This is a genomic window from Hydrogenophaga sp. (genome assembly GCF_030373225.1).
Classification (GTDB): Bacteria; Pseudomonadota; Gammaproteobacteria; order Burkholderiales; family Burkholderiaceae_C; genus Hydrogenophaga.
Map to the genome: position 1 here is coordinate 32,707 of NZ_JAUCZG010000030.1, position 21,370 is coordinate 54,076.

Here is a 21,370-nt window from a genome sequence, read left to right on the forward strand (position 1 = left end):
ATTTCTCAGTCCGCCCCAACCCCCACCGGATTCGGCAACCGTTTCTCCACCGCGTGCCTCAGCAGTGATGCCGTGCGAAACACACCGTGGGCGAACTTGCCGTAGGGCAGCGTGGCGAACAGGGCCATGACCGTGCCGAGGTGCACACACAGCAGCACCGCCAGGGCTGGCGTGCCGCGAGCCAGCCACAGTGCCAGGCCGGTCACGCTGGTGAGAAACAGCAGCGCAATGAAGCCGAGGTCCATCGGCTTTTGTGCAGCGTCGCCGTGCATGGGATGGCGGTGGCGGTTGAGCCACCACAGGCCACTGGTGCCAACCATCAGGCCCACCCCTCCCACAACGCCCAGCAGCTTGGGCAGGCTCGGCAACTCGTAGGGCGCCACCCACCCGAACACGTAGTGGTAGACCGTGGCAACGCTGGTGGCGGCAAAGCACAACATGAAGCCGTAGAAGGTGAAATGGTGGAAGCGGCGGCGTGAGAGCGTGTAGGCGTCGTCTTCGTTGTGGCAACCGTCGCCGTGGCCGCCGTCGAGGTATTTCAGGCGCAGTGCATCGTAGGTGGCTTCGGTGGTGGCGCTCAGGTTCAGCGGTGCGCCGCTGGTGGCGGGGGTCACGTCGCGCCAAAAGCGCGTCACCCCCATGCCGAGCGCGAACACCACAAACAGGAACACCGGCGCGAACATGCTCACCAGCAGGTTGTGCGGAAACAGGTTGTAGAAGTTGCCGTCGAGGTTGGATGGCCACAGGCTGCCCTTCATGGCCACAGCGAGCAGCAAGAAGAGCGCGAGGCCAGCGGCGAGCGCCACCGACAGCGTGAGGCCGTTGCGCTGGTAGAGCTTGCCCAAGGCACTGGGCCAGGCGTAGTCGGCATACGTTTGTCCACGCACCTGCGCCATGGATTGCGGCACGTTGACCGCAAACTCGTGCGGTGGCGCGTACTGGCAGGCGTGCAGGCAGGCGCCGCAGTTGTGGCAGAGGTTGGCCAGAAAGTGGATGTCGGCTTTGCCGAATTCGAGCCGGCGCGTCATGGCCGGGAAGACTGCGCAGAATCCTTCGCAGTAGCGGCAGGCGTTGCAGATCTGCATCTGGCGCGCCACTTCGGTTTCGGCTGCGGAGAGGACGACTTCACCCTGGGCGAGGGCACGGGCGTCGCGGGCAAGGGCTTCAAGCGCGTGCATGTTGCGCTCCTTCGAGTGCGGTGCGCGCTGCACGGGCGGCCTGTGCCGCCTGGGTTCCGGCGATGCGCCCGAAAGCGGTACCGATGGACATGCCCACACCCGCGGTGTAGCCCTTGCCCAGCACGTTTCCGGCCATCATCTCGCCGGCCACGAAGAGGTTCGCGCTGGGTTGTTCGTTGAAGCGCACGGCGGCGGTTTCGTCGGTTCGAAGGCCAAGGTAGGTGAAGGTCACGCCAGGGCGCAGCGCGTATCCGTAGAAGGGCGCGGTGTCGATGGGAAGCGCCCAGTGGGTCTTGGCCGGAACCAGGCCTTCTGTGTGGCAATCGTCGAGCGCCGTGTGGTCGAAGCTGCCGACACGGCACGCGGCGTTGTATTCGTTCAGGGTGTGCATGAAGGTGGATTCGTCCAGGCCAAGCTGGCGCGCGAGCTCGGGCAAGGTGTCGGCCCTCACCCCGGGAAACACCGGCGGCATGAAGCGGCCAATGGCTTTGGTGTCGATGATGGAGTACCCGATCTGCTGCGGCTGCTGCGCCACCAGACGACCCCAGATGGCGTAACGCTTGGGCCAGAAGTCTTCGCCTTCGTCATAGAAACGCCTGGCTTCCTGGTTCACCACCACGCCGAGCGAGACGCAGTCGATGCGGGTGCAGATGCCACCGTCGTACAGGGGCGCGCGCGCGTCAATGGCGACCATGTGGGCCTGCGTCGGATCGCCGATGCGGTCGGCTCCGTGATCATCCAGCAGGTGCCGCAGCAACACGCCCTGGTTGTAGGCGGTTCCACGAATCAGGAAGTTGTCGGCCGGCCACTCGCCACGCTCGTTCTGGCCCCAGGCTTCGCGCAGCCAGGCGCGGTCGGACTCAAACCCGCCGGCGGCCAGCACGCAGGTGCGCGCGGTGATGCGCTCACCGGCCCGGGTGTGCGCCGCCACGAACTGGCCGTGTTCGATCTCGATGCGCTCCACTGGCGTTTCGTAGCGGATCTGCACGCCCAGTTTTGCGGCGCTTCGGTAGTAGGCGTTGACGAGTGCCTTGCCTCCACCCATGAAGAATGCATTGGTGCGTGCCACATGCAGCGCACCTGAAAGCGGCGGCTGGAAATGCACGCCGTGGCGGCGCATCCAGTCGCGGCAGGTGGCCGAGGCGCGGATGGTCAGGCGTGCCAGGTGTTCGTTGGTCTGCCCGCCAGTGACCTTGAGCAGGTCTTGCCAGTACTCTTCTTCGGGGTAAGCGTCGATGAGCACGTCTTGCGGCGCGTTGTGCATGCAGCGCAGGTTGCGTGTGTGGCCGGAGTTGCCGCCACGCCAGGCGCGCGGCGCGGCTTCCAGCAGCAGCACGCTGGCGCCGGCTTCGCGCGCCATCAGGGCCGCGCACAGGGCGGCATTGCCGCCCCCAATCACCAGCACATCGGGTTCCACAGTTGCTCCTCGGCACGCACCGGAAACGCCCGGCCATCACATGAACTTTAGGGATTCACCCGCGCCCGGTGAACCCCGGTTTTGACATGGGGGCATCACGATTCGTGATGTCAAAGACGGGTACCAGGCCAGTGGCCGACCTCCACCAGCAGCTTCACGGTATCGCGAATCACCACCCGCGTGGCCAGCGCGGCGGGCGAGAGTTCGTCTTCCGACAGGCTGCACAGCAGGTTGACGCGGCTGGCCTGCGCGTCGTCTATGTGAACCAGCATGAACCGCTGCTCCGCGTCGGGGAATCGGCCCACGGCGGCGCGCGGCTGCAGGGTGGAGCCCAGACCGGCGTCGACCGCTGCCATCAGCATGGGCAACGAGTCCACCTCGAGGACCACACGCGGAACCACTCCTGCGCGTGCGAAAGCCGTGTCCAGCGTGCTGCGCAGGCCGTGCGGCCCTGTCGGCAAGATCAGCGGCTCGTCACCCAGTTCGGACAGGCTCATGGCGGCATGGCGTGGCTGGTCGTTCCGGCGTGAACAGATCAGGAACAAGTCTTCGGACACCAGCGGCTGGACCTGCCAGAGCCGGCTGCCCGTCGCGCCAGCATCGGTCTGGGGACGCGAATCGAACAGAACGGCCAGATCGATTTCACGCGCATTGAGCATGGCGGACAAATGCCCCGAGAGGCTCTCGACCATGTGCAGGCGCACATCGGGGTAGCGCGATTGCATGGCTTGCATGAGCGGCAGGCCCAGCATGGCCGCAGTGGTGGGTGCCAGACCCACGCTCACCGTGCCAGCCAGTCGGGCCTGTTGGGCAGCACGCACGGCTTGGGCGGCGTGGCGCAAGGTGAGTTGGGCCTCACGGAAGAAGGCTGCGCCGGCTTCTGTGGGGACCACGCCCCGAGGCGTGCGCTGCAGCAGGCGCGTGCACAGTTCGCCCTCCAGGCGACTGATCTGCTGACTCAGTGCCGATTGCACGAGGTCAAGGTCGAGCGCGGCGCGACCCATGGAGCCCAACTCCACGACCCGCACAAAATACCGGAGCTGTCGAAGTTCCAAGCGGTGTTCTCCGTGGTTGCCATCACACATCGTGATGGCGGAAATCATCGCATGCGCTGACTCAACCTTGAATGCGAGGGATTCCCTGGATCCCCACAAGACACTCAACGACACGCCGTCGTGCGGCATGGGTTGAACTCCCAAGGATCGAATGCCCGCTTGCTCGGAGCAAGCCCGCCTCGCTTGCTGCAGGGAGCAGCAAGCCAGCGTCGGCGCGAAGTGCCGCTGTCGCTGCACATCTGTCAGCCCGCAGGATTCGCCGGACTTCCACAGCAACCCCAAAGCGGCAGAACACCCCCGTTCGACAGCGGGTGTTCCTGCCGCTCAGAAGACCTTCTTGGGGCGCTGCAGGTCGCGGCGTCAATCCTGGATGTCGCTTCCGAACATGAACTGGAACACCGCGCCTCGCCCGACCTCGCCTTTGCCGTCGATCTGACCCCCATGCCGCTCGATGATGCGGTGCACCGTGGCCAGGCCAATGCCGGAGCCCTGAAACTCGCTGGGCTGGTGCAGCCGTGTGAAAGGCTTGAAGAGTCGGTCCGAGCGTGACATGTCGAATCCTGCGCCGTTGTCACTGACAAAGAACATCGGCGCGTTGGTCCCGCTGGAGGGCACACGCCCGAACTCGATACGGGGCTGCGGTGTATTTCGCGAATATTTCCAGGCGTTGCCCAGCAGGTTTTCGAGTGCGATCTGGGCGAGGAGGGGGTCACAGTCAGCAAACAGTTCGGGTTCGATGATCACCTCGACCGGGTTCTCAGGGTCTCGTTGTCGCTCCTGTCGGACAACTTCTTCGGCCATGTCGCTCAGATTCGTCCAGGTGCGTTGCAGCTGGGTCTGGCTGACCCGCGCCAACGCCAGCAAGTCCTTGATCAGGCCACCCATCCGGCTCGCGGACGCCATCACCCGGCTGATGATCGCGTCGTCCTCGGGACGAATGCGGTCGCCCATTTGCTCTCTGAGAACATGCATGAAGCCGTCGATCGAACGCAATGGCGACTTCAGGTCATGTGAAACCGAGTAGGCAAAGCTGTCAAGCTCACGGTTGATGTGCTGAAGCTGGGCGGTACGGGCCTGGACGCGGTGTTCCAGAGTGTCCTGCAATCGCTGGATTTTCCAGTCACTCTGCAGCCGTATCAGTTCGGCACTGCTGCGGCTGGCGAATATCGATGTCAGTGCCTGAATATCGGCACCGATCCGGGCGGAGTGCTCCCAGGCCACGGCCAGTATTCCGATGGCTGTCCCGTCCGGGTCGCGCAAGGCGATTCCAGCGACCGTGTGCGAACGCTCGTCAGCAAAGGGGATATCGGACAACAGGGGTATCCCTGCGGGCAACTCGATGACACACAGGTCCTCGCTGGCCAGCATGGCTGCAGCGCTGAGCTCGTGCAGATGCACGTGGCGATTGGGTTGCAGGTCGCCGTTGTGCATCAGGCCCAGCGTGTTGAATCCACCATCTTCTGCCGATTCACCAATCACAACGCAGACAGCCCCCAGGGCCGCCACCATATGCTCGGTCACCGACAGGAAGAACGCCTGTCCGATTTTGGGTGAAACCCCTTCTGCGAGATTCATCAGCATGCTGCGGCGCCGCTTCTCTTCGGCCACATTGAGGACGAAGGAGAGGGCACAGGCCTCACCTTCTATGTCGATGATCTCGGCCCATACCTTGACCTCGACCCGTTCTCCCTTGAGGTTGCGCACCTCTGTTTCGTAGCCCATCAGCCGACCGTTGCGCCGCATGGTGTTGACATAGTTTTCGCGCACCTGCTGGCTTGGCCAGACGCCAGCTTCGAGCGATGTCTTTCCGATGAAATCCTCGGGGCAGCCACCAAACACCTGCGCACAGGCGGCGTTGACTTCCAGGTAACGCCCGTCGATCAGGCGCGTCAGGGTCATGCAGATCGGGCTGTGCCGAAAGGCTTTGGAAAAACGCGCTTCAGACTGCTGCAGGGCCTTGCGTGACTTTTCCTCAGCGCTCAAGTCGACCACCATGCCGATCATGAGCCTCTCGTTGCCCTGCTGGATGAGCTCGGCATAGATCAGCGAATCGAACTGGGAACCATCGCGCCGCAAACCGCGGGCATGCATACCGTTCACCCGACCCTGCGTTTTCAGGGTGTTTCGAAAAGCTTGCTCTTCGGCAGGGTCGGCCCACAGGTTTGGCGGCTGCTGGCCCACCAGATCCTTGCGGGAAAAGCCACTCGCCCGGACATAGGCATCGTTGACATCCACCGTCAGGCGGTTGTCCAGCGACTGCACGAGGCAGGCCACCGGGTTGTTTCGGAACAGCGCCTTGAAGCGCTCCTGGCTCCCCTTCAGGGCGGCTTCTGCTTCGTAGGCCAGCCTCAGCGCTTCCTGCTGCGTATCGAACGCTTCCTGCAGGCGGTACTGGCCTGCCAGAGCACTGATCAGTGTGATCACGATCACCACCGCCTGGATCACCCACACGGTCCAGCCCGTGGGTGGCAGCGTGCCCGGCAGCATGGCGTGCTGCTCGAGCCAGTTGATCACGGCGAGTGCCAGGATGCAATACAGCACGACCGCGATCATCTTTCCCCGCGAGAGGAAAGTGCTTGCCAGCACAATGGCTGACAACAGCACCAACACGCCAGCACTGCGAACGCCTCCGGTGATCACGGTGGTGATGGTGGCGATCGTCAGAATCAACAGCACCAGGCCATGGGCTGCGATGGTCACCTGTCCGCGCTGGAGCAGCAAGCCCAGCATCCACAACAGGACACTCGTGGCGCCGACCAGCAGAGTCGGTTGCGTGATCCCGTCGCGCAGATAGAGTGCCAGTGCGATCGTCGAGGCGGCGATGCTCGCGGCCAGCAGCAGCACGCGCACGGCTTTGACGCGGTGCTGGTCGAGCGTGCCCGACGTGCCGTCAAACGGAAACCCGCCCGGGCGCGGGGTGATGTGGTCAGGCATCCGGTGCCTGTCTGCAGGCGGTGATCCGTGCTGCAGCGGGAGGGAGTGCGGTCGGCACCGCGCAGCACAGCAGCGCGATGGTGTTCAGCGTCTCCAGCATGTGTGCGTCGGTGTCAGGGGCGCGGGTGGGTGATTTTTTGGGCCTCATGAAGTTTCTTCGTTTCTTCAGTCCGCAAGCCAGGCCTTGTCCTTGGCATGTTCGTGCGCAAACCCCCTTGTTGGATGAATTATCGACAACTGCAAGGACACCTTGATCGAAATCAGCAGAAAGTGCGCCTGAGGCCCGCCCCTGGGTGGATTGGCTCACCCACTTTTACAGCCAATTTCGGCGTGTTGCACCACTCGCTCCATGGCTGGAGTCCGGGTGGTCGAGCCGATCAAATGCCTGAAATCACGGCGTTTGGCTCGATCAGGGTTGCCCGACCGGGAGGGCACAAACCATCAAACGCGCATGGGCTGGCCCGGGCGTTTCGAACGAAGCGGTCGCGAGATTCGATGCTTGCCATCGCGTTTTCAGCCTTCAACGATGGCGATCGGGCATCCACTCGGTCGCCAAACTTGCACGCGGAAAGCCGGGCACCCACAATGCGCTTGCTTCCCACAACCCAAGGGGCATCGTCCATGGACCAGCGCGCTACTGCGACAAAAGGCATCCCGGTGGCCATGCGGCGTTTGGCCGACTTGCCCGGGCCTCGAGCGCTGCCGATCATCGGCAATCTCCATCAGGTCGATCGCAGTGCCATGCACCTGAGCGTTGAAGCCTGGGCAAAAGAGTACGGTCCCTACTTCCGTTTTCAGATTGGCGGACGGCGTTTCGTCGGGGTGGCCGACCATGAGGCGTTGTCGGTGCTGATGCGGGATCGCCCCGATGGGGTGCGTCGCGGTGCCAAGCTCGAGCGCATCTGGGTCGAGATGGGGTTCCCGATTGGCCTGTTTGTCGCTGAAGGTGAAGCCTGGAGGCGTCAGCGTCGCATGGTGATGGCGGGCTTCGATCCCGCCCACCTGCGCGAGTACTTTCCGGCGCTGCAGCGCGTGGCAATGCGTCTTCAGGGGCGATGGAGCAAGGCCGCTGCGCGCAGAGAGGCGATCCCGCTGCAGCCCGACCTGATGCGCTTCACCGTCGACGCGATCGCCGGACTGGCGTTCGGCGCCGAGGTCAACACCCTGGAGTCCGACGCCGAGGTCATCCAGGAGCATCTGGACAAGATCTTTCCCGCGATGTTCAGCCGCCTGATGGCCCCTCTGCCCATCTGGCGCTGGGTCAAGCGACCGGCCGACCGACAGCTCGAACAGAGCGTCGCAGCGGTGCAGCAGGCGATCGCCAGCTTCATTGCCGAGGGCCGCGCGCGGCTGCTCGCCGAGCCGGAGCGCCGCACCCGGCCTGCCAACTTGCTGGAAGCCATGCTGGTCGCCTCGGAAGGTCAAGACAGTGGCCTTGACGACACCGATGTCGCCGGCAACGTGCTGACGATGCTGCTCGCTGGCGAAGACACCACCGCCAACACCTTGGCCTGGATGATCTACCTGTTGCACCGTCACCCCGAGACGCTGGCGCGAGCCCGCGCCGAGGTGCTGCGCGAGTTCGGCGATTCAGGCGATATCAGCCATGAGGGACTCGGCCGCCTCGACTACGTTGAGGCCTGCGCGCATGAAACCATGCGTCTGAAGCCGGTGGCGCCTTTCATGGGATTGCAACTGGAGCGCGACACCGTGGTCGGCGACGTGGCGGTGCCTCGCGGCACGGTTGTCTGGGCGGTGATGCGCCACGCCAGCCTGGACGAGGCCCACTTTGCCAATGCAGATTCGTTCTGCCCGGAGCGCTGGTTGGCTGACGGTGGCCCTGCGCAGGCGGCCAGTTCAGCCAAGCGCGTCTCCATGCCGTTTGGCGCGGGCCCGCGGGTCTGCCCGGGCCGTTACCTGGCCCTGCTCGAAATGAAGCTCTGCATCGCCATGCTCCTGCAGCGCTTCGACATTTCTGGCGTCGATGCGCCCGACGGTTCTGCGGCGCGCGAGCAACTGCAGTTCACCATGAGCCCCGTGGGCTTGCACATGCGGCTGCACGAGCGCGCATCTGCTGGCCAGGCCGGTGCCTCAAGAACGGCAGTTGGAGACGACTGAGTTCACGGATGCAAGGCTCACATCGGGTCTGAAGCGCCAGCCTTTGCCAAGGGCAGATGGCGGCTTTCGCTGCCAGGCGGCGCGGGGCGCTGGCTCATTTCAGATGCACGGGCACCGTATTTCTGAAGTCACCAGGCGTCCTGGCAGGTCGCTCAATGGTGGTGCGTGCGTCGACCGGTACGGCGCGGTGCTGCCGCTCAAATCCCACCAGGCGGGTCAACTCGTAGCCCAGGAGTCCGGCCACATTGAGACTGCCAGCGTAGGCGATCAGCACGCCGGCAACAACGCCCGCGCAGCCTTCCTCGATGCGAACCCTGTGCCATCGAGGCGATCAAACCCAGCCTTGCCGCCAGACGCCCTCGTCCTGCAGTTCACGCCACGGAATGATTTGAGTGGCCTTGGAGAACACCGCTTCAAGTTCCACCAACACAATCGGGTCGGTGGGCAGGTCCGGTTGAATCACGCTGCTGACCAGGAAGTGCTTTTGTTTGGCCACAGGAGCCACCGCCGTCCATTTGGTCAACAGCAGTTTCTTGGGGTTCAGGGGGTTCATGGCTTTGCCTGGTTCCAGCTTCAGCGGCTGGGCATCATGGCCCGCACCGCCTCCCCCAACTCGATCACCGCCAGCGCGTAGTAGCTGCTCCAGTTTTATAGTTCCAAAGTATTCAAAAAACGTTCATTTCAACGTGTCTTCGAGTGCCCTAAAACCGTCCTGACACTTCCATCTTGTGCCATTCGTCAAAGGCCATGAGATGCCATCAAACAGGGGTAAGTGCTCCACTGCTCGGCGTACATATCTTCCAGCCGGGTCGCCGTGGTCTAGCCATCCCGTGTGGCGTGTGAGTAGCTAACCTTTCGGTGTGCTACTGGGCATGGGCACTCATCGGGTCAGGTCATGGTGCCTGCGTCAATGCGTTTGACGCTGTGGCCTTGGCTGTTTGACGGCTTCTGATTGGACCGTTCATGAGCGTACCGCACAGCGTGCCCCAAATGCGCGGGCCAGGTTAGCTACAAATTTCCGGTGCCGATTGTCCTGCCCGCAGTCAGAAACTACGCTTGTGGGCATGCAGGAATTCACAGGGCAGGCCGCAGCAAACGACACCCACTACCTGCCGCCTCGCCACCGCACACTGCCCATTCTTGCGTCCATAACGCCCATTGCCAACTACCCGAGCAAGCTGCGGATTTTCCAGACCAACGCCAGCCGTTACTGGCAAGTGCGGTGCTACCTCAAAGGCAAAACCTACACGCAAAGTTTGAAGACCGTGCACAAGCAAGCGGCCATCAGTCAAGCCAAGCAGTTCTTTCACATCAAGACCGCTGAGCTGTACGGATCACAAGTGCGGCAACGGGAAGAAAAGTCCACGCTATTCGCCGATGTTGTGCCAGCCATGATGGCCTATCAGCAGTCGAGGGTCACACGTGGCGAACTCAGTGCAGCCAGTCTGCCCATCCTTCGCAACCGCATCCACAACAGCATCTTGCCCTTCTTCGGCCAGATGCCCATCGATCAAGTGGGCTTCAAGGCACTGTCGGACTTTGTGGAGCAGCTGAGCAGCCGTGATTTCAGCACCACGACCATGCAGCAGCACTTGGTCGCAGTTCGAAAAGTGCTGACACACGCACATGGCATTGGCCTGATCAAAAACATTCCCAGGTTTCCCAGCATCAAGGTCGTGAACAAGCCAAGGGGTAGTTTTTCCATCACCGAGTACCGCGATCTCGTGCGTTACGCAAGGCGGCGAGTGGGCCGGAAGGTGCCGTACGAGTTTGCCGACAAAAGCCGCAGCAGCGCCGCCATTTTTGATCGCTACACAAAGGTCAGTGCGGACCTGCCGTGGATGATCCGTTTTATGGTCAACGGGTTCATGCGGCCCAGCGATATCAAGCTGATGAAACACAAGCACGTGACCGTGGTTCGGGGCAAGCACATCTACTTGAGACTGAACCTACCGGAAACCAAGCTGCACGACAAACCCATCGTGACGCTGCAGTCGGCTGTGCCGGTGTATGAACGCTTGCTGGCCAAGCAACGGGCAGAGGGTTTTGGCAGGCCGGACGACTATGTGTTCCTGCCCGACTTGCTGGACCGGCGTTGGCTGCTGGTGGTGTACGGCTGGCAGTTCAAGTACATCCAGAGCTTGGCGGGCATTGCGGAAAACGCCGCGAATGGACAAACACGCACGATCTACAGCCTGCGCCACACGGCCATGACGCTTCGGCTGCTGTATGGCAAGAACGTTGACCTGATCACACTGGCCAGGAATGCACGGACAAGTGTGGACATGATCGAGCGCTTCTATTCATCGAACCTGAGTGCCGAGATGAACATCGATCTGCTGCAGGGCAAGCGGACTTGAGGTCGCGGAGTGGGCTGTGTGGGCATGTCGTGAAACCCGACAACGCCAGCGTCAAGTCGCATGACGCTCGTGGTGCTTTCTTGAAGAAAGGACTGCGTGGTCAGCTTTTGTGTGCGCCCAAGCCCTGTGTGCTGCGATCAGGCCGCACAGCTACCAGTGCCAGCCCGTCAAGTAGATCAGCTGCTGTAGGGCTGATTTGAAGCACTGCATGGTGTGAATCGCTAGGGAAATATTCACAGTTCCACTTGACAAAAACATCAGCACTGTCAAAGTTGCTGTCATCTTGGATGACCCTAAAAGCAAGCCTGTGTTGCGGACCCAAGCATCGAGTGTTTGGACGTAGCGTGTCTAGACATAAAAAGAAGGCACCACAGTTGGTGTCTCTAATTGCCATCCTTATTTCGGAGTCGCCACATGGAAAAACAAACAAGCAAACATAAATTTAACTACAGACAAGGGTTCATTATTCTTGCTCTGCTGACACCGCTTTTAGGATGTGTAGCAACTGCGCCGAAATTAAATCTCTACAATGTCGCAGAAGTGTCCCAGGCAATATCAGTCAAGCGAGACGATTTTGAAAAATCATCGCGATTTTCAGGGCCCAACGCTTCGATAAAACCCTTTGACAATGTGTTTATTAGAGCTTGGAAATTTGATGGAAGTAATGCGCTAAAGTACCAAATTTACGTTCAGGATTACTATGAAGGCGGGTGGAGATTCTATAGCAATACCTTCGATTCGAATGGTGTAATGTTGAAGACAATCGTTATCTCTAGAGACGTTGGATCTTGCACCAGATATGGATGTTCATATAACGAACATATAGGTATTGATGTTAGCGAAAGCTACCTCAAAGAAAATACAAGAAATGGAATCAACTTTAAATTGAGCGGTAAAGCTGGTGAGGAATTTTTCTTTATTCCAGGAGCATACATTGAAGCGTTTCTGAAAGTTGCCAAATAAAGTATGAAAAAACTTATTCTTTTGATACTGTTTGTGCCGGCGATTGCATTCGCACAGATGAAAATTGTGTTGCCTACAGATCAACTAAATCCAAACATAGCAGTTCCATTCCAAGTTGACTTCGAGAGGCAGTTTCAAGAAAACGTATCTCTTACTGTTATGGCTGGTAATGACCTAGTGCTCAAAGTGGATAACCAAGCAGCCGGTTCGATTGCGTCAATAACAGCAAGATTCCTTGCGCTATCGAAAAATGTGACCTTCATACTGGCTCGAGATGGAAGTGTAATCCAGCGAGAGGAGCGTACTTTAAATCTCCCTGAGCCTTCGACAATCCCTGAATATAGAGCTAGGACCGAATATAAGCTCGGAGCGTCAAATGTTGAAATGATTCCTAAAGGAGTCGAGTTCGTAAGATCTATTTCGAATAACCGTGCGCGATTCTTTATAAAAAATGCGGCGAGTAAAGAGCATTTTGTAAACAAAGTGATAATAAAATTGTCTTCAACTTCGGCATCGCAAAATTTGACAATTACAGGATCGCCTTTTTGGTACGAGCCCTTCATCGGAATAACTGGTGAATTTTATTCCGCCGACATTGAGCAAGTAATATCAAACTGACAAAATTACATGATATTTAGCCATTGACCCCTACGCCGTGTCTGCACGAGCGCTTCGTGCTGGGATTTAGCTGACCAAGAACCCATGCCAGTGCAATTGGTGCTGCGTGCGCTGTAGGGCTGATTTGAAGTATTACAACTAGGTTGTTGTGAAATAAGACTGATAAATAACGCGCCTAACGTGAAAGTAACAAGAGTTTACATGCGCGATTGATTACAGAAGAATACATGTAAGAAATATTGAAGCTCCCCACCTGTACTTCAAGAGCATCAGTTTCTCTTGAAGGATATGTGGCCTAAGTACATTTAAGCTTGGATCGATTAAGAATGAAGAAAATTAAAGCGCTCGTAGTTATATTAACGGCTGTCATTACTTTGCATGCATATGCGAGATCCCCTAATTCTTGTCGTGCGATACTTGATTCATCGTACAACTCAGACCAATGGAATCAATGTCTTCTTGAGCCTGAGGATGCAAAAAGGGTTGAAGATCCAGCAATTGCCGCAGCACCTGGATATACACATGGGGTAATTGTTGGAAAGGATACATTAGAGTCAATTCAGCAGCGTCGTCCGGACATTCTTCCCTTTGTATGTGAAGATAACCCTCTTGCCAAAGAGCTAACAATCAAGAATGATTGTTCAAATGCAGCTTACTTTCGAAGAGAAAAGATATCAATTGAAACCCAAGGCGGTACGATTGAAGTCTCTGCCGAAGAGGCCTCACATCAAGACATAAAACTGTCGGTTTATCGAACTAATAGCGATGAAGGTGCAATTGAACTGTGGTTCTCTAATGGTAAGCTCATTACCCTTCTTCCTCTGGGCTTTGATGGAACGTCATTCCTGCCAAATGATGTAAACGGTGGCCTCTTAATGCAGTCCTTATCATCAAAATACAAAAAAGCCAAGGATTGGGTAACCACAAATAAGAATGGCCGGGTGAAGGCCAATGTTTGGGCAATGTCGCCGACTACTTCTGTTGAACTTATTGAACATGTGGCTGTTTATAAAAACAGGGCTGAAGTCCTTGGCCTGCAATCACTTTATAAAGCAGGGATGAAACTCGGAATAAGTAGCTTCGCGACGAAGTACCACGATCTAGAAATACTGCTACTTGAAAACAGATTTCCGAAAAGTGTTGTCGAAAAAAGACAGATTCGCTACATCGACAACAGGTTGCTAAGCAAGCTCGTCAAGAATCTGAAAGACAATGCAGCTAAAAGCAAGCAAATTGAGCGCCAAGAAAAAAATGAGCGAGAATTAGGCAAGGTACAAAGGTACTGATTTAATTTGTGCGAGCCTTAAGTACAAGTGAGTTCAAAACTTAATCAAGCGCTTTCATTCATCGAATCTGACGGCTGAGATAAACATCGATCTGCTGGAGGGCAAGCGGAGTTGAAGTTTGGGTGTGCGCTGTATCGGGATGGCATGAAGCCCGGTGGCTCCTATGAAGTGTTTCACATCGCATGAAAATAGGAAGCCCGATGGCTACAAGGTCGAGTGCTCAGACTCTGTTTTCTTTAATAAATGATCGCGTGTGAAGTTGTCGCATGCACGGTGCACTCAAGCTATTCGTGCTGCAATCTGATCGCCCAGCGACACATGTCAGCCCATCAAGTAGATCTGCTGCTGTAGGGCTGATTTGAGGCGAATCTGAAGGGTCGTAGCAATACACGAGAGCTCAAGCGTCAAGTTGATCGACGCTGCAGCGCGATACTTGCTTAAAGAAATGATTGCGTGCGTAACCAAGCAAGTAACCCCTGCGTGCTGCAATCTGTTCGCGAACGTCCATCAGGTAGATCAGCTGTTGTAGGGCGTGTTTGACGTGTTGCTGCCGGGGTGTCGTGAAGCACGATAGCTTAAGCGTCAAGTTTCATGACGCTGCTGGATGGTGCTTTCTTCAAGAAAGTGCGGTAGAGCGCTTGAATGCTGAACAGCTCTGAGTGAGCTGACCGCCTGCTTGCAAGCCGTGAAGGCGAACTCGGACTGTTGCATGCTCAGAACTCTCACAAACCGTTTACTGCGCTCTGTCAAGTGCTGCAGGTCGTGGGCTTTGTCAAACTAGTTAAAACGTATATGCCAAAACTAATGTTTGATGTTTTTACTTGACTAAAATCATTTTTATTCTTACTTTATCCTCGGACTCAGTGAAAAATGAAGTGGCTGGTTTGCTTGAGAAAAAACAAAGACGAGAGGGGCTTCCACCTTAAGCGCCAAGTCAACCCCAATCTAAAAACTTCACAATAATCGGGCTGGATGGTAGCACTGTGGAATGCAGTGTCTTCGGCTCGACTATTCAATGCTTTTGATTGGCTGAAGTCTTTCTCTGAAAGTTGATTGATTTTTTCAAAACTGTATAAGTGCCCGATCGTGTGATCTTTGTGAGAGGTATATGACTTTAATCGATGCTACTGAGAAAAAAGACTTCTTAGGTGTACTTAAAGAGTATGGATGCAGTAGCGAACATTTTGATTTAACAGAGAGCTATGCTGAGTCGACGCAGCATACATGTGAATTGGTGGGTTTTTTGTGGATTTTTTGTAAGCAAAGTGGCGTTGAAATCCGATATACCACCGGCCACGGCTCTGCATGGGTTGTGGACTTTGCTACAAATCTTGAACTAGGTAAGTTTGGTAAAATGCAGTAAGGAATTCAGCATTAATAAATTCCAACTAGTCTCTAACAAGAAGTTTTATGAAATTTAAAAAATCGTTGATTAAAATTATTGCCGCCTTTATCTTGCCAGTTAATGCAGGCTTAGCTCAAAATGATATAAGCAAATGGGGGTCATATGTAGCATCAGAAGGGGGTGGAGGGCTCTTTTATAATTATGAATCACTTAAAAGAGAGAGATTTCCGCCGAGATTAATTTCCGTAAAGATTTTTAATGAAATAAAAAATCAAAAAAATTATGTTTTTGATTGGGAGCTGAAGTGCATTTCAAAAGAAATCAAAGTAGGCACCTCAAATTTCTTATCTATCGCGTCGGACGGCAATACTACAAGACGAATATTGCTTGAGGGGCTCTGTGGTGTACGCAATGATGAGGGTCTTTGGTTTATTGCAGGCGCAACAACTGGAGCGTTGTATGCAATAAACTCAAGCACATTAAGAAAAATCTCAAATGATCAATTTTCTTTCACGTCGATGAGTTCCAGACTTGAAATTACAAGTTCAACGGCATTAATTCCTTTGAGTGCAAAAGAGGATTACGTTATTTCGTGCTCGGATCGGACTAGTGTAAGAGTACGGCCGAATGGAAGTACCGATCCAATGAGGCTTATGGAAATATCAACCGATTCTATTGGCCGAGCAGCGATTGAAATGGTATGTTCTGGCTACATTGCGCCAGCCGCTTCTTTTTCAGAAGATGGCGACACTCAAAAATCATTACAAAAAACATCTCTGGATCAAAAGGGAGCAGTTGATCCTGAGGCAGATGCGATAAATTGTAGAAATCAAGGCTTTGACACAATGTCTGGAGAATTTAAAAAGTGCATGCAATCATTAGGGCACAGCACATACCTTGCAAATAAAGGTGTTGGAGCATCGGCGGATAAAGTAAGCGCCCAGGCAGAAGTTCCTGAAAATATATCGTTAAAAGATTCGACGGCAAAGTGTGAGGAGCTTGGTTTTAAAAAGGGAACAGAAAGGTTCGGAAAATGCGTTCTTACTATTTCCCGATAACTAAATCTATTGATTAGTACGATCCCGTGTTGTGACTTTTTTCATCTAATTAAAAGTGTGAATTTACAAAGTCAATGTCATGCTAAAACTCAATTCTAAAATATGAAGAAACATTGGTTAATTGTTGTCACTGCACTCCTGATTTCGGGTTGTGCGACTGTTTATACCGAAAGAATTGCAGGAACACAGTCGCCAACTAACACGAACCAATACAGGGGAGTGCTATATGTTGAGCTGGGGGCTTTGAGTGATGCGAAGCCATATATGGAGAATAAGTGCAAATTTCTCGGTGGATTGAATGAAAATTCAATTAACAACAATGCTCCCTCAGGAGCAATTGCATCTTTAAACTCAATTGCCGGCACATACTGGTCTTACGAATGCAAAGGAATAGTAACCACCGATAGCGCACAAACTTCTTCCGAAATCAAGACAGTCAACAAAGAAAATAATGAGGCGTTCGTCGATGAATCAAGCCTAGAATACTGTCGAAAAATAGGCCGCCCAATCGGAACAAATGAATTTAACGGATGTGTGAGAAGATTTGGTGAGAGCAAATCGAAAGAATTTAAAAATCGTGAAATCTCAAAAAATAATGAAATAAAAACATTGAATTCGAAAGAGGATAAACCGGAAGCTATTGAACAGTTGCAGATGGATAGTGGAAAAATTTCTAAAATTGAGGATGCAAAGATTAAATGCGGAAAACTTGGCATTGAAAAAGGAACAGAAAGGTTCGGAAAATGCGTTCTTACTATTTCTCGATAATATTATTGGTCGGGACTTTTGGATCAAATTTGGAGGCGATTTCTGCAGAAGTGTTGGAGCAACAATGCAGAGACATTGGTTTTAAACAAGCCTCCAAAGCATTCAAAGAGTGTGTTTCAGAGTTGGCATCTAGGGGGGCGCTTGATTCCTCGCCTGAGAGTGCTCAATGTACGAAAATCGGATTTAAACCGATGACGAAAGCATTTCAAGAGTGCGTCGATGAACTATCAAGTCGATCGCAGCAGCAGTCTAATGAAATTGCATCGATTCCGCCTGATGCTTTATCGGGCGACGATCTGACTTGCGCGAACTATGGGTTTTCTAGAGCAACAGTTGAATTTTCCAACTGCAAACAAACCATTGCCCAAGCGAAAGCAGATGCGGTGCAGCGCCAGGCGGCGTACGATCTTGAACTCAAGAGGTATGAAGCTGAGAGGCGTGAGTATGATCAAAAACTTGCTAGGTATGAAGAGCAGCAGCGGCAAGCAGAAAAGCAGAAGATCATTAGATTTGGGCTCGCACTTATGGGTGGCCAGTCTCCATCTTTTGCGGAGAACCTCAATAGTGCCAATAGGGATATGCTGGGGCTCCCTCCTCAGCCACCCAGAGGGCCTATATCGCGTGATTTCACGATCAGAAATCCTGGTGGAAACACAGTTAACTGCAATGTTTTTGGTTCGATAGTCCGGTGCAGGTAAATAAGCAAATTGAAAGATTTATGAATTCATGCGCCGAACAGAGGTTGGATTGAGAAGTTTTGATTTGCGTGGGCTTTATTGCATTTTGCGGAGGCTGATTTGGGTATTATTAAGACGGCGATATAGTATTCGTAGCTGTGCCTGTCGGTGACTCTCATTCAATTTGGGTCGCATGTGCACCTTGTTACTACGTGATAGACCATTAAATCAGTGTGAATATCTGACTCATCTGAGGAAATTAGATCGCTTAGCAATTCTTGCTGCTCGTCGGTGAGCGCATTATGGACATTATCTGGATAACCGCCATCCCATAAATATTGAAGAAGTCTATTCAAAAGCTCGCATCTGTTTATGTGATTCATGAGGCATATTTCTAGGATTGTAAAACACTCATGGATGAATTTGATGCTCGGGTTCATTAGCGCTGCTCACGGCCTTGATCATCTGCTGATCTGTCAACCTACTTACACCATAATTCCTACAGATAAATCAAGCATCGAATGTCGTGATACCCGACAGCTCCAGCGTCAAGTTTCATGACGCTCGTGGTACTTTCTTTAAGAAAGGTGTGTTCTGACTACTTGTATGTTTTGAAAACGCAAGCCCTATGTGCAGCGATCAGGCCGTCCAGCTACAAGTGCCATCCCGCCATGTAGATCAGCTGCTGTAGGGCTGATTTGAGGTGTGTGCGCTGCTGTGTCCGGAAACTCGACAACGCCAGCGTCAATCGACTTGACGCTTTGGGCTGTTGGCTTGAGCGTAGGACTGTTGGGGCAGAACTCTCAAAATGAGAGTTTGTAAGCCTTACATGCTGCGATCTGGCACCCTTCAACCCAAGCCAGCGAGTCAGGTCGATCAGCACTTGTAGGGCTTGCTTGACCAGCGAGCGCTGCTTTGTCCGGGAACACGGCGACAAGTTGACTTGAATGTCCTGCGGCTTTCTTCAAGAAAGTGGGCTAAGGCGCTCTGATAACCGGCCACAGCTGCAGACATCAAAGTCGGGTGTGTTTGTCAGCCGCACACTGACAAAAGTGGATGGTCGGTTGCTGCTATGTTGGTGGGTGCGCTACAAGCGCTGAGGTGCCGGCTTAAGCGGTGTTTCGCAGTGGATGCTGTGCAAATGAGCGCCCGGTTGTAATCGTGAAAAATAATATGAAAAGTCTAGTGGCACACCGCTCGGTGCGTGCTGGTAGTTCCGGTGTGGACTTGTCGGTTTTCACGACCCTTTCTGCGTTTAGTCGGTCGTGTGTTGCGTCGCACACAGTTAAAACATCTATGTCAAAACTAAAAGTTGATGGTTTGACATGCCGAAGCATAAAATACTGTCAGCTTGACATATTAGAAGGGTGGCTTCAATGGCGGATAAATGGATCAAAGTTTCAGATGGTGAAGCTAGGCAGCACGAACTATATGGGATTAGGGGCTGGTTGCTTTTCAATCTTATTGGAACAGTCCTAGGAGCCTTATTTTCTCTGGCGATGATGAATGCTCCGTTTGTTCGCAGTGGTACAACATTGAATCAACTAAGAATTGAAAGCCCAAATTTTTACATTGTGTACATGGTAATAGGTATTGGGGTAATCGTGCCAAGTACGCTGTATATATGGGCGATGCTCTCTAAATGGTCTAACTTTAGAAAAGTTGCCATCCTTTGCTTGTTGGTGCCATACCCCATTATCCTTCTGACGGCGTTGGCCTATCCGTCACAAGGCGTATTGGTTCAATTGCTTCTGAACTCCGCTGTTTGGGGCGGATCTGCAGTGGTTTGGGTGCTTTACCTTCAGAGATCACGCAGGGTTAGAGTGACATTTGAGCATACGATTCGTTTTGATGATCCTATGCTCGAGGAAAAATTAGAGGGAGGTAAGGCGAGTGGTATGAGCGACTCTAGTGGTTCCAAGTTATCCAATACTTCTACATTGCCACCTTCCTGGACACCTGGTGCATCTGTCGGTAGAAATGGGGGTTTTGATGATGAAATATCTAGCGACATCGAATTGAAAGCGTGGGAGGCTGCACTTAACGAATACGAAGGACCGCAGAGAGAGCGGGGGCTGTACGCAAAGCTCTATGTGGAGAACGATGGTAATGAGAGCAAGGTGAAGACTGCTTACTTAAAGAGAAGGGTTGAAGAAATATCTGAAGTACGGAATATTCGTTCGGTGCAGGAAAAAAGCATTGAAATGGCAGCCTTGGCTAAGAATATTGATGCTGCCATCGAGAGTGGAAAACTAAGCGAGACAGAGTTTGGGCAGCGAAAATTATTAAATTTCATTGACGGCCATCTCGGATTTTTACATCTAAACAGATACTATGTATTCAATGATGTAGATGCGTTGTCTCTACAACTTGATGCTATAGATAAAGATGTGGCGCACCAAGTAACTGGTGCAATCATTGTGCGCCCCTTAGAGTCTACGACAGATGAGGTTTGCCTGAAGGAGAGGAGATATTCACAACGCAGAATCGGAGTTGTAAATTATTTTCTTCTAAACAATGGAAGAGTCGTTTATTTTTCAACGGGAGAATTTTACGCCTTCGAGAATTTGAGTCTGCTGAGGAGTGCGGTACAAAAGAATGATCATCTCAAACTTGCGGATTCCATTTATGGGATGAATTTTGGATGACGCTGGTAAACGACTGAGGGTGGAGATGTATATTAATATTGGGAATGATCGTCTTTACCAAGCTGTTTGTGTTCTTGTGAGTAGTAGTGGTGATTTGAGGACGAGAGTTGTTCATGCGATGCAGATATGTGAGCCTTTAGGTGAGTCTGATTTTGAGAAGCAGGATGGTTTGCGTGAGGCAATGAGGAAGTTGCGGGAAGAGCTTTCAGTTTCTGGTGTTGATAAAATTGATTCATCGGTTAGTGTTTATGCTCACGCTGCAAAGAGGCGCAAAAACTGCACTTATAAGAAATATGCGCAAGAGATATTCAGGCTTTGGATGGAGAGTTGCGTTGATTAACTGGCTGAACTGCCGTTGCTGCAGCACCCCGAATTAATATTTTTCGCTATTTATTGTTGTGTTCAGGTTGGACTTTGTAGAGTGGGTTGTTATTTATCGAGCGAGTTAGGTACTTTTCTTTTTTTGCGCATTCGAATCACACATGAGAAGTCCACTGTGAGTCGTACACAGTGGATTTGTTCATTGAATGTTGGTTCGCTGCTGACTCAATTTCCGCTGTCGCCAAGCTCTGTGCTAGATCAAGCCTTTCGCCGCACTACTGCAGAGGATTGTCGTTTATCAGGACAACCAATCAATGCTTCTTTAAAAAAGCCCTCAATACTCCCCAGTCAGCATAATGACCCAATGCTGACCATCCCAGCAGGCGTAAAGGCGCTGTTGGGCTAAGGGGAAGTCTGTATAGGGAATGGTTTGTTTGCAATGCACACAGCCATTCCCATCCTCAAGTGTCAGCACAGCACTTGAGTTATTGACCACAAGCTTGACCATGACAAAGTGATCATCAGTGCCCAATCCCATCAAGTGACTGACTACAGCGTCAAGCAGCCAAGCGGCGCGCGTCAAGGTAGTTGTCGCCTGAGTCACGCAGCTTTGAGCTGAGTATG

The 21,370-nt window shown here is 53.6% G+C and carries 18 protein-coding genes; 11 read left to right on the top strand and 7 right to left on the bottom strand.

The features are described 5' to 3' along the window. Positions 1-5: 5 nt before the first annotated feature. From tcuB to QUV35_RS15265, 4 genes are all read right to left on the bottom strand, one after another. A complete protein-coding gene (tcuB, locus tag QUV35_RS15250) occupies positions 6-1,178 on the bottom strand; it encodes a tricarballylate utilization 4Fe-4S protein TcuB (RefSeq protein ID WP_300875885.1) in 1,173 nt (390 codons plus the stop codon). Further along, positions 1,165-2,595: an FAD-dependent tricarballylate dehydrogenase TcuA gene (tcuA, locus tag QUV35_RS15255; RefSeq protein ID WP_300875888.1), complete on the bottom strand. Its 1,431-nt coding sequence runs from the start codon at positions 2,593-2,595 to the stop codon at positions 1,165-1,167. Before tcuA ends, tcuB begins: the two co-directional genes overlap by 14 nt. Before the next feature lie 110 nt (positions 2,596-2,705). After that, positions 2,706-3,650, bottom strand: a complete 945-nt coding sequence (locus tag QUV35_RS15260) for a LysR substrate-binding domain-containing protein (RefSeq protein WP_300875891.1) — start codon at positions 3,648-3,650, stop codon at positions 2,706-2,708. Between the two features lie 360 nt (positions 3,651-4,010). After that, on the bottom strand, positions 4,011-6,584 hold the full coding sequence (locus QUV35_RS15265; RefSeq protein ID WP_300875894.1) for a PAS domain S-box protein: 2,574 nt from the start codon (positions 6,582-6,584) through the stop codon (positions 4,011-4,013). A 495-nt stretch (positions 6,585-7,079) separates the two neighbouring features. On the opposite strand from QUV35_RS15265, the gene QUV35_RS15270 reads away from it, so the two are divergent. Further along, entirely contained in the window at positions 7,080-8,702 is a 1,623-nt protein-coding gene (locus QUV35_RS15270) for a cytochrome P450 (protein ID WP_300875896.1), read from the top strand. A gap of 94 nt (positions 8,703-8,796) precedes the next feature. Here QUV35_RS15270 and QUV35_RS15275 read toward each other — a convergent pair whose 3' ends face one another. Continuing rightward, entirely contained in the window at positions 8,797-8,976 is a 180-nt protein-coding gene (locus QUV35_RS15275; RefSeq protein ID WP_300875899.1) for a hypothetical protein, read from the bottom strand. A 57-nt stretch (positions 8,977-9,033) separates the two neighbouring features. After that, a complete protein-coding gene (locus QUV35_RS15280) occupies positions 9,034-9,255 on the bottom strand; it encodes a TIGR02450 family Trp-rich protein (RefSeq protein WP_300875902.1) in 222 nt (73 codons plus the stop codon). 511 nt (positions 9,256-9,766) lie between these two features. Here QUV35_RS15280 and QUV35_RS15285 point away from each other — a divergent pair. The 10 genes from QUV35_RS15285 (at position 9,767) to QUV35_RS15330 (ending at position 20,765) form a co-directional block, all read left to right on the top strand. Next, positions 9,767-11,062, top strand: coding sequence for a hypothetical protein (locus QUV35_RS15285; RefSeq protein WP_300875905.1), 1,296 nt, complete (start codon positions 9,767-9,769; stop codon positions 11,060-11,062). A gap of 414 nt (positions 11,063-11,476) precedes the next feature. Then, positions 11,477-12,025: a hypothetical protein gene (locus tag QUV35_RS15290; protein WP_300875907.1), complete on the top strand. Its 549-nt coding sequence runs from the start codon at positions 11,477-11,479 to the stop codon at positions 12,023-12,025. A gap of 3 nt (positions 12,026-12,028) precedes the next feature. Beyond that, positions 12,029-12,643 carry a hypothetical protein gene (locus QUV35_RS15295; protein ID WP_300875910.1) on the top strand — a complete coding sequence of 205 codons (615 nt, stop codon included), beginning with the start codon at positions 12,029-12,031 and terminating at the stop codon, positions 12,641-12,643. A 326-nt stretch (positions 12,644-12,969) separates the two neighbouring features. Beyond that, positions 12,970-13,929 carry a hypothetical protein gene (locus QUV35_RS15300; RefSeq protein ID WP_300875913.1) on the top strand — a complete coding sequence of 320 codons (960 nt, stop codon included), beginning with the start codon at positions 12,970-12,972 and terminating at the stop codon, positions 13,927-13,929. 1,108 nt (positions 13,930-15,037) lie between these two features. After that, entirely contained in the window at positions 15,038-15,292 is a 255-nt protein-coding gene (locus QUV35_RS15305) for a hypothetical protein (protein WP_300875916.1), read from the top strand. Positions 15,293-15,339: 47 nt separating this feature from the next. Then, positions 15,340-16,332 carry a hypothetical protein gene (locus tag QUV35_RS15310; RefSeq protein ID WP_300875919.1) on the top strand — a complete coding sequence of 331 codons (993 nt, stop codon included), beginning with the start codon at positions 15,340-15,342 and terminating at the stop codon, positions 16,330-16,332. A 102-nt stretch (positions 16,333-16,434) separates the two neighbouring features. Then, a complete protein-coding gene (locus tag QUV35_RS15315; RefSeq protein ID WP_300875921.1) occupies positions 16,435-17,100 on the top strand; it encodes a hypothetical protein in 666 nt (221 codons plus the stop codon). Continuing rightward, positions 17,076-17,798, top strand: a complete 723-nt coding sequence (locus QUV35_RS15320) for a hypothetical protein (protein WP_300875923.1) — start codon at positions 17,076-17,078, stop codon at positions 17,796-17,798. The genes QUV35_RS15315 and QUV35_RS15320 overlap by 25 nt, the downstream gene beginning before the upstream one ends. A gap of 1,355 nt (positions 17,799-19,153) precedes the next feature. Next, positions 19,154-20,425 carry a DUF2569 family protein gene (locus QUV35_RS15325; protein ID WP_300875926.1) on the top strand — a complete coding sequence of 424 codons (1,272 nt, stop codon included), beginning with the start codon at positions 19,154-19,156 and terminating at the stop codon, positions 20,423-20,425. Further along, entirely contained in the window at positions 20,418-20,765 is a 348-nt protein-coding gene (locus QUV35_RS15330; RefSeq protein ID WP_300875929.1) for a hypothetical protein, read from the top strand. Before QUV35_RS15325 ends, QUV35_RS15330 begins: the two co-directional genes overlap by 8 nt. 315 nt (positions 20,766-21,080) lie before the next feature. Here the strand turns inward: QUV35_RS15330 and QUV35_RS15335 are convergent. Continuing rightward, the coding region (locus QUV35_RS15335) for a DUF6876 family protein (RefSeq protein WP_300875931.1) at positions 21,081-21,370 on the bottom strand (290 nt) is incomplete at its 5' end.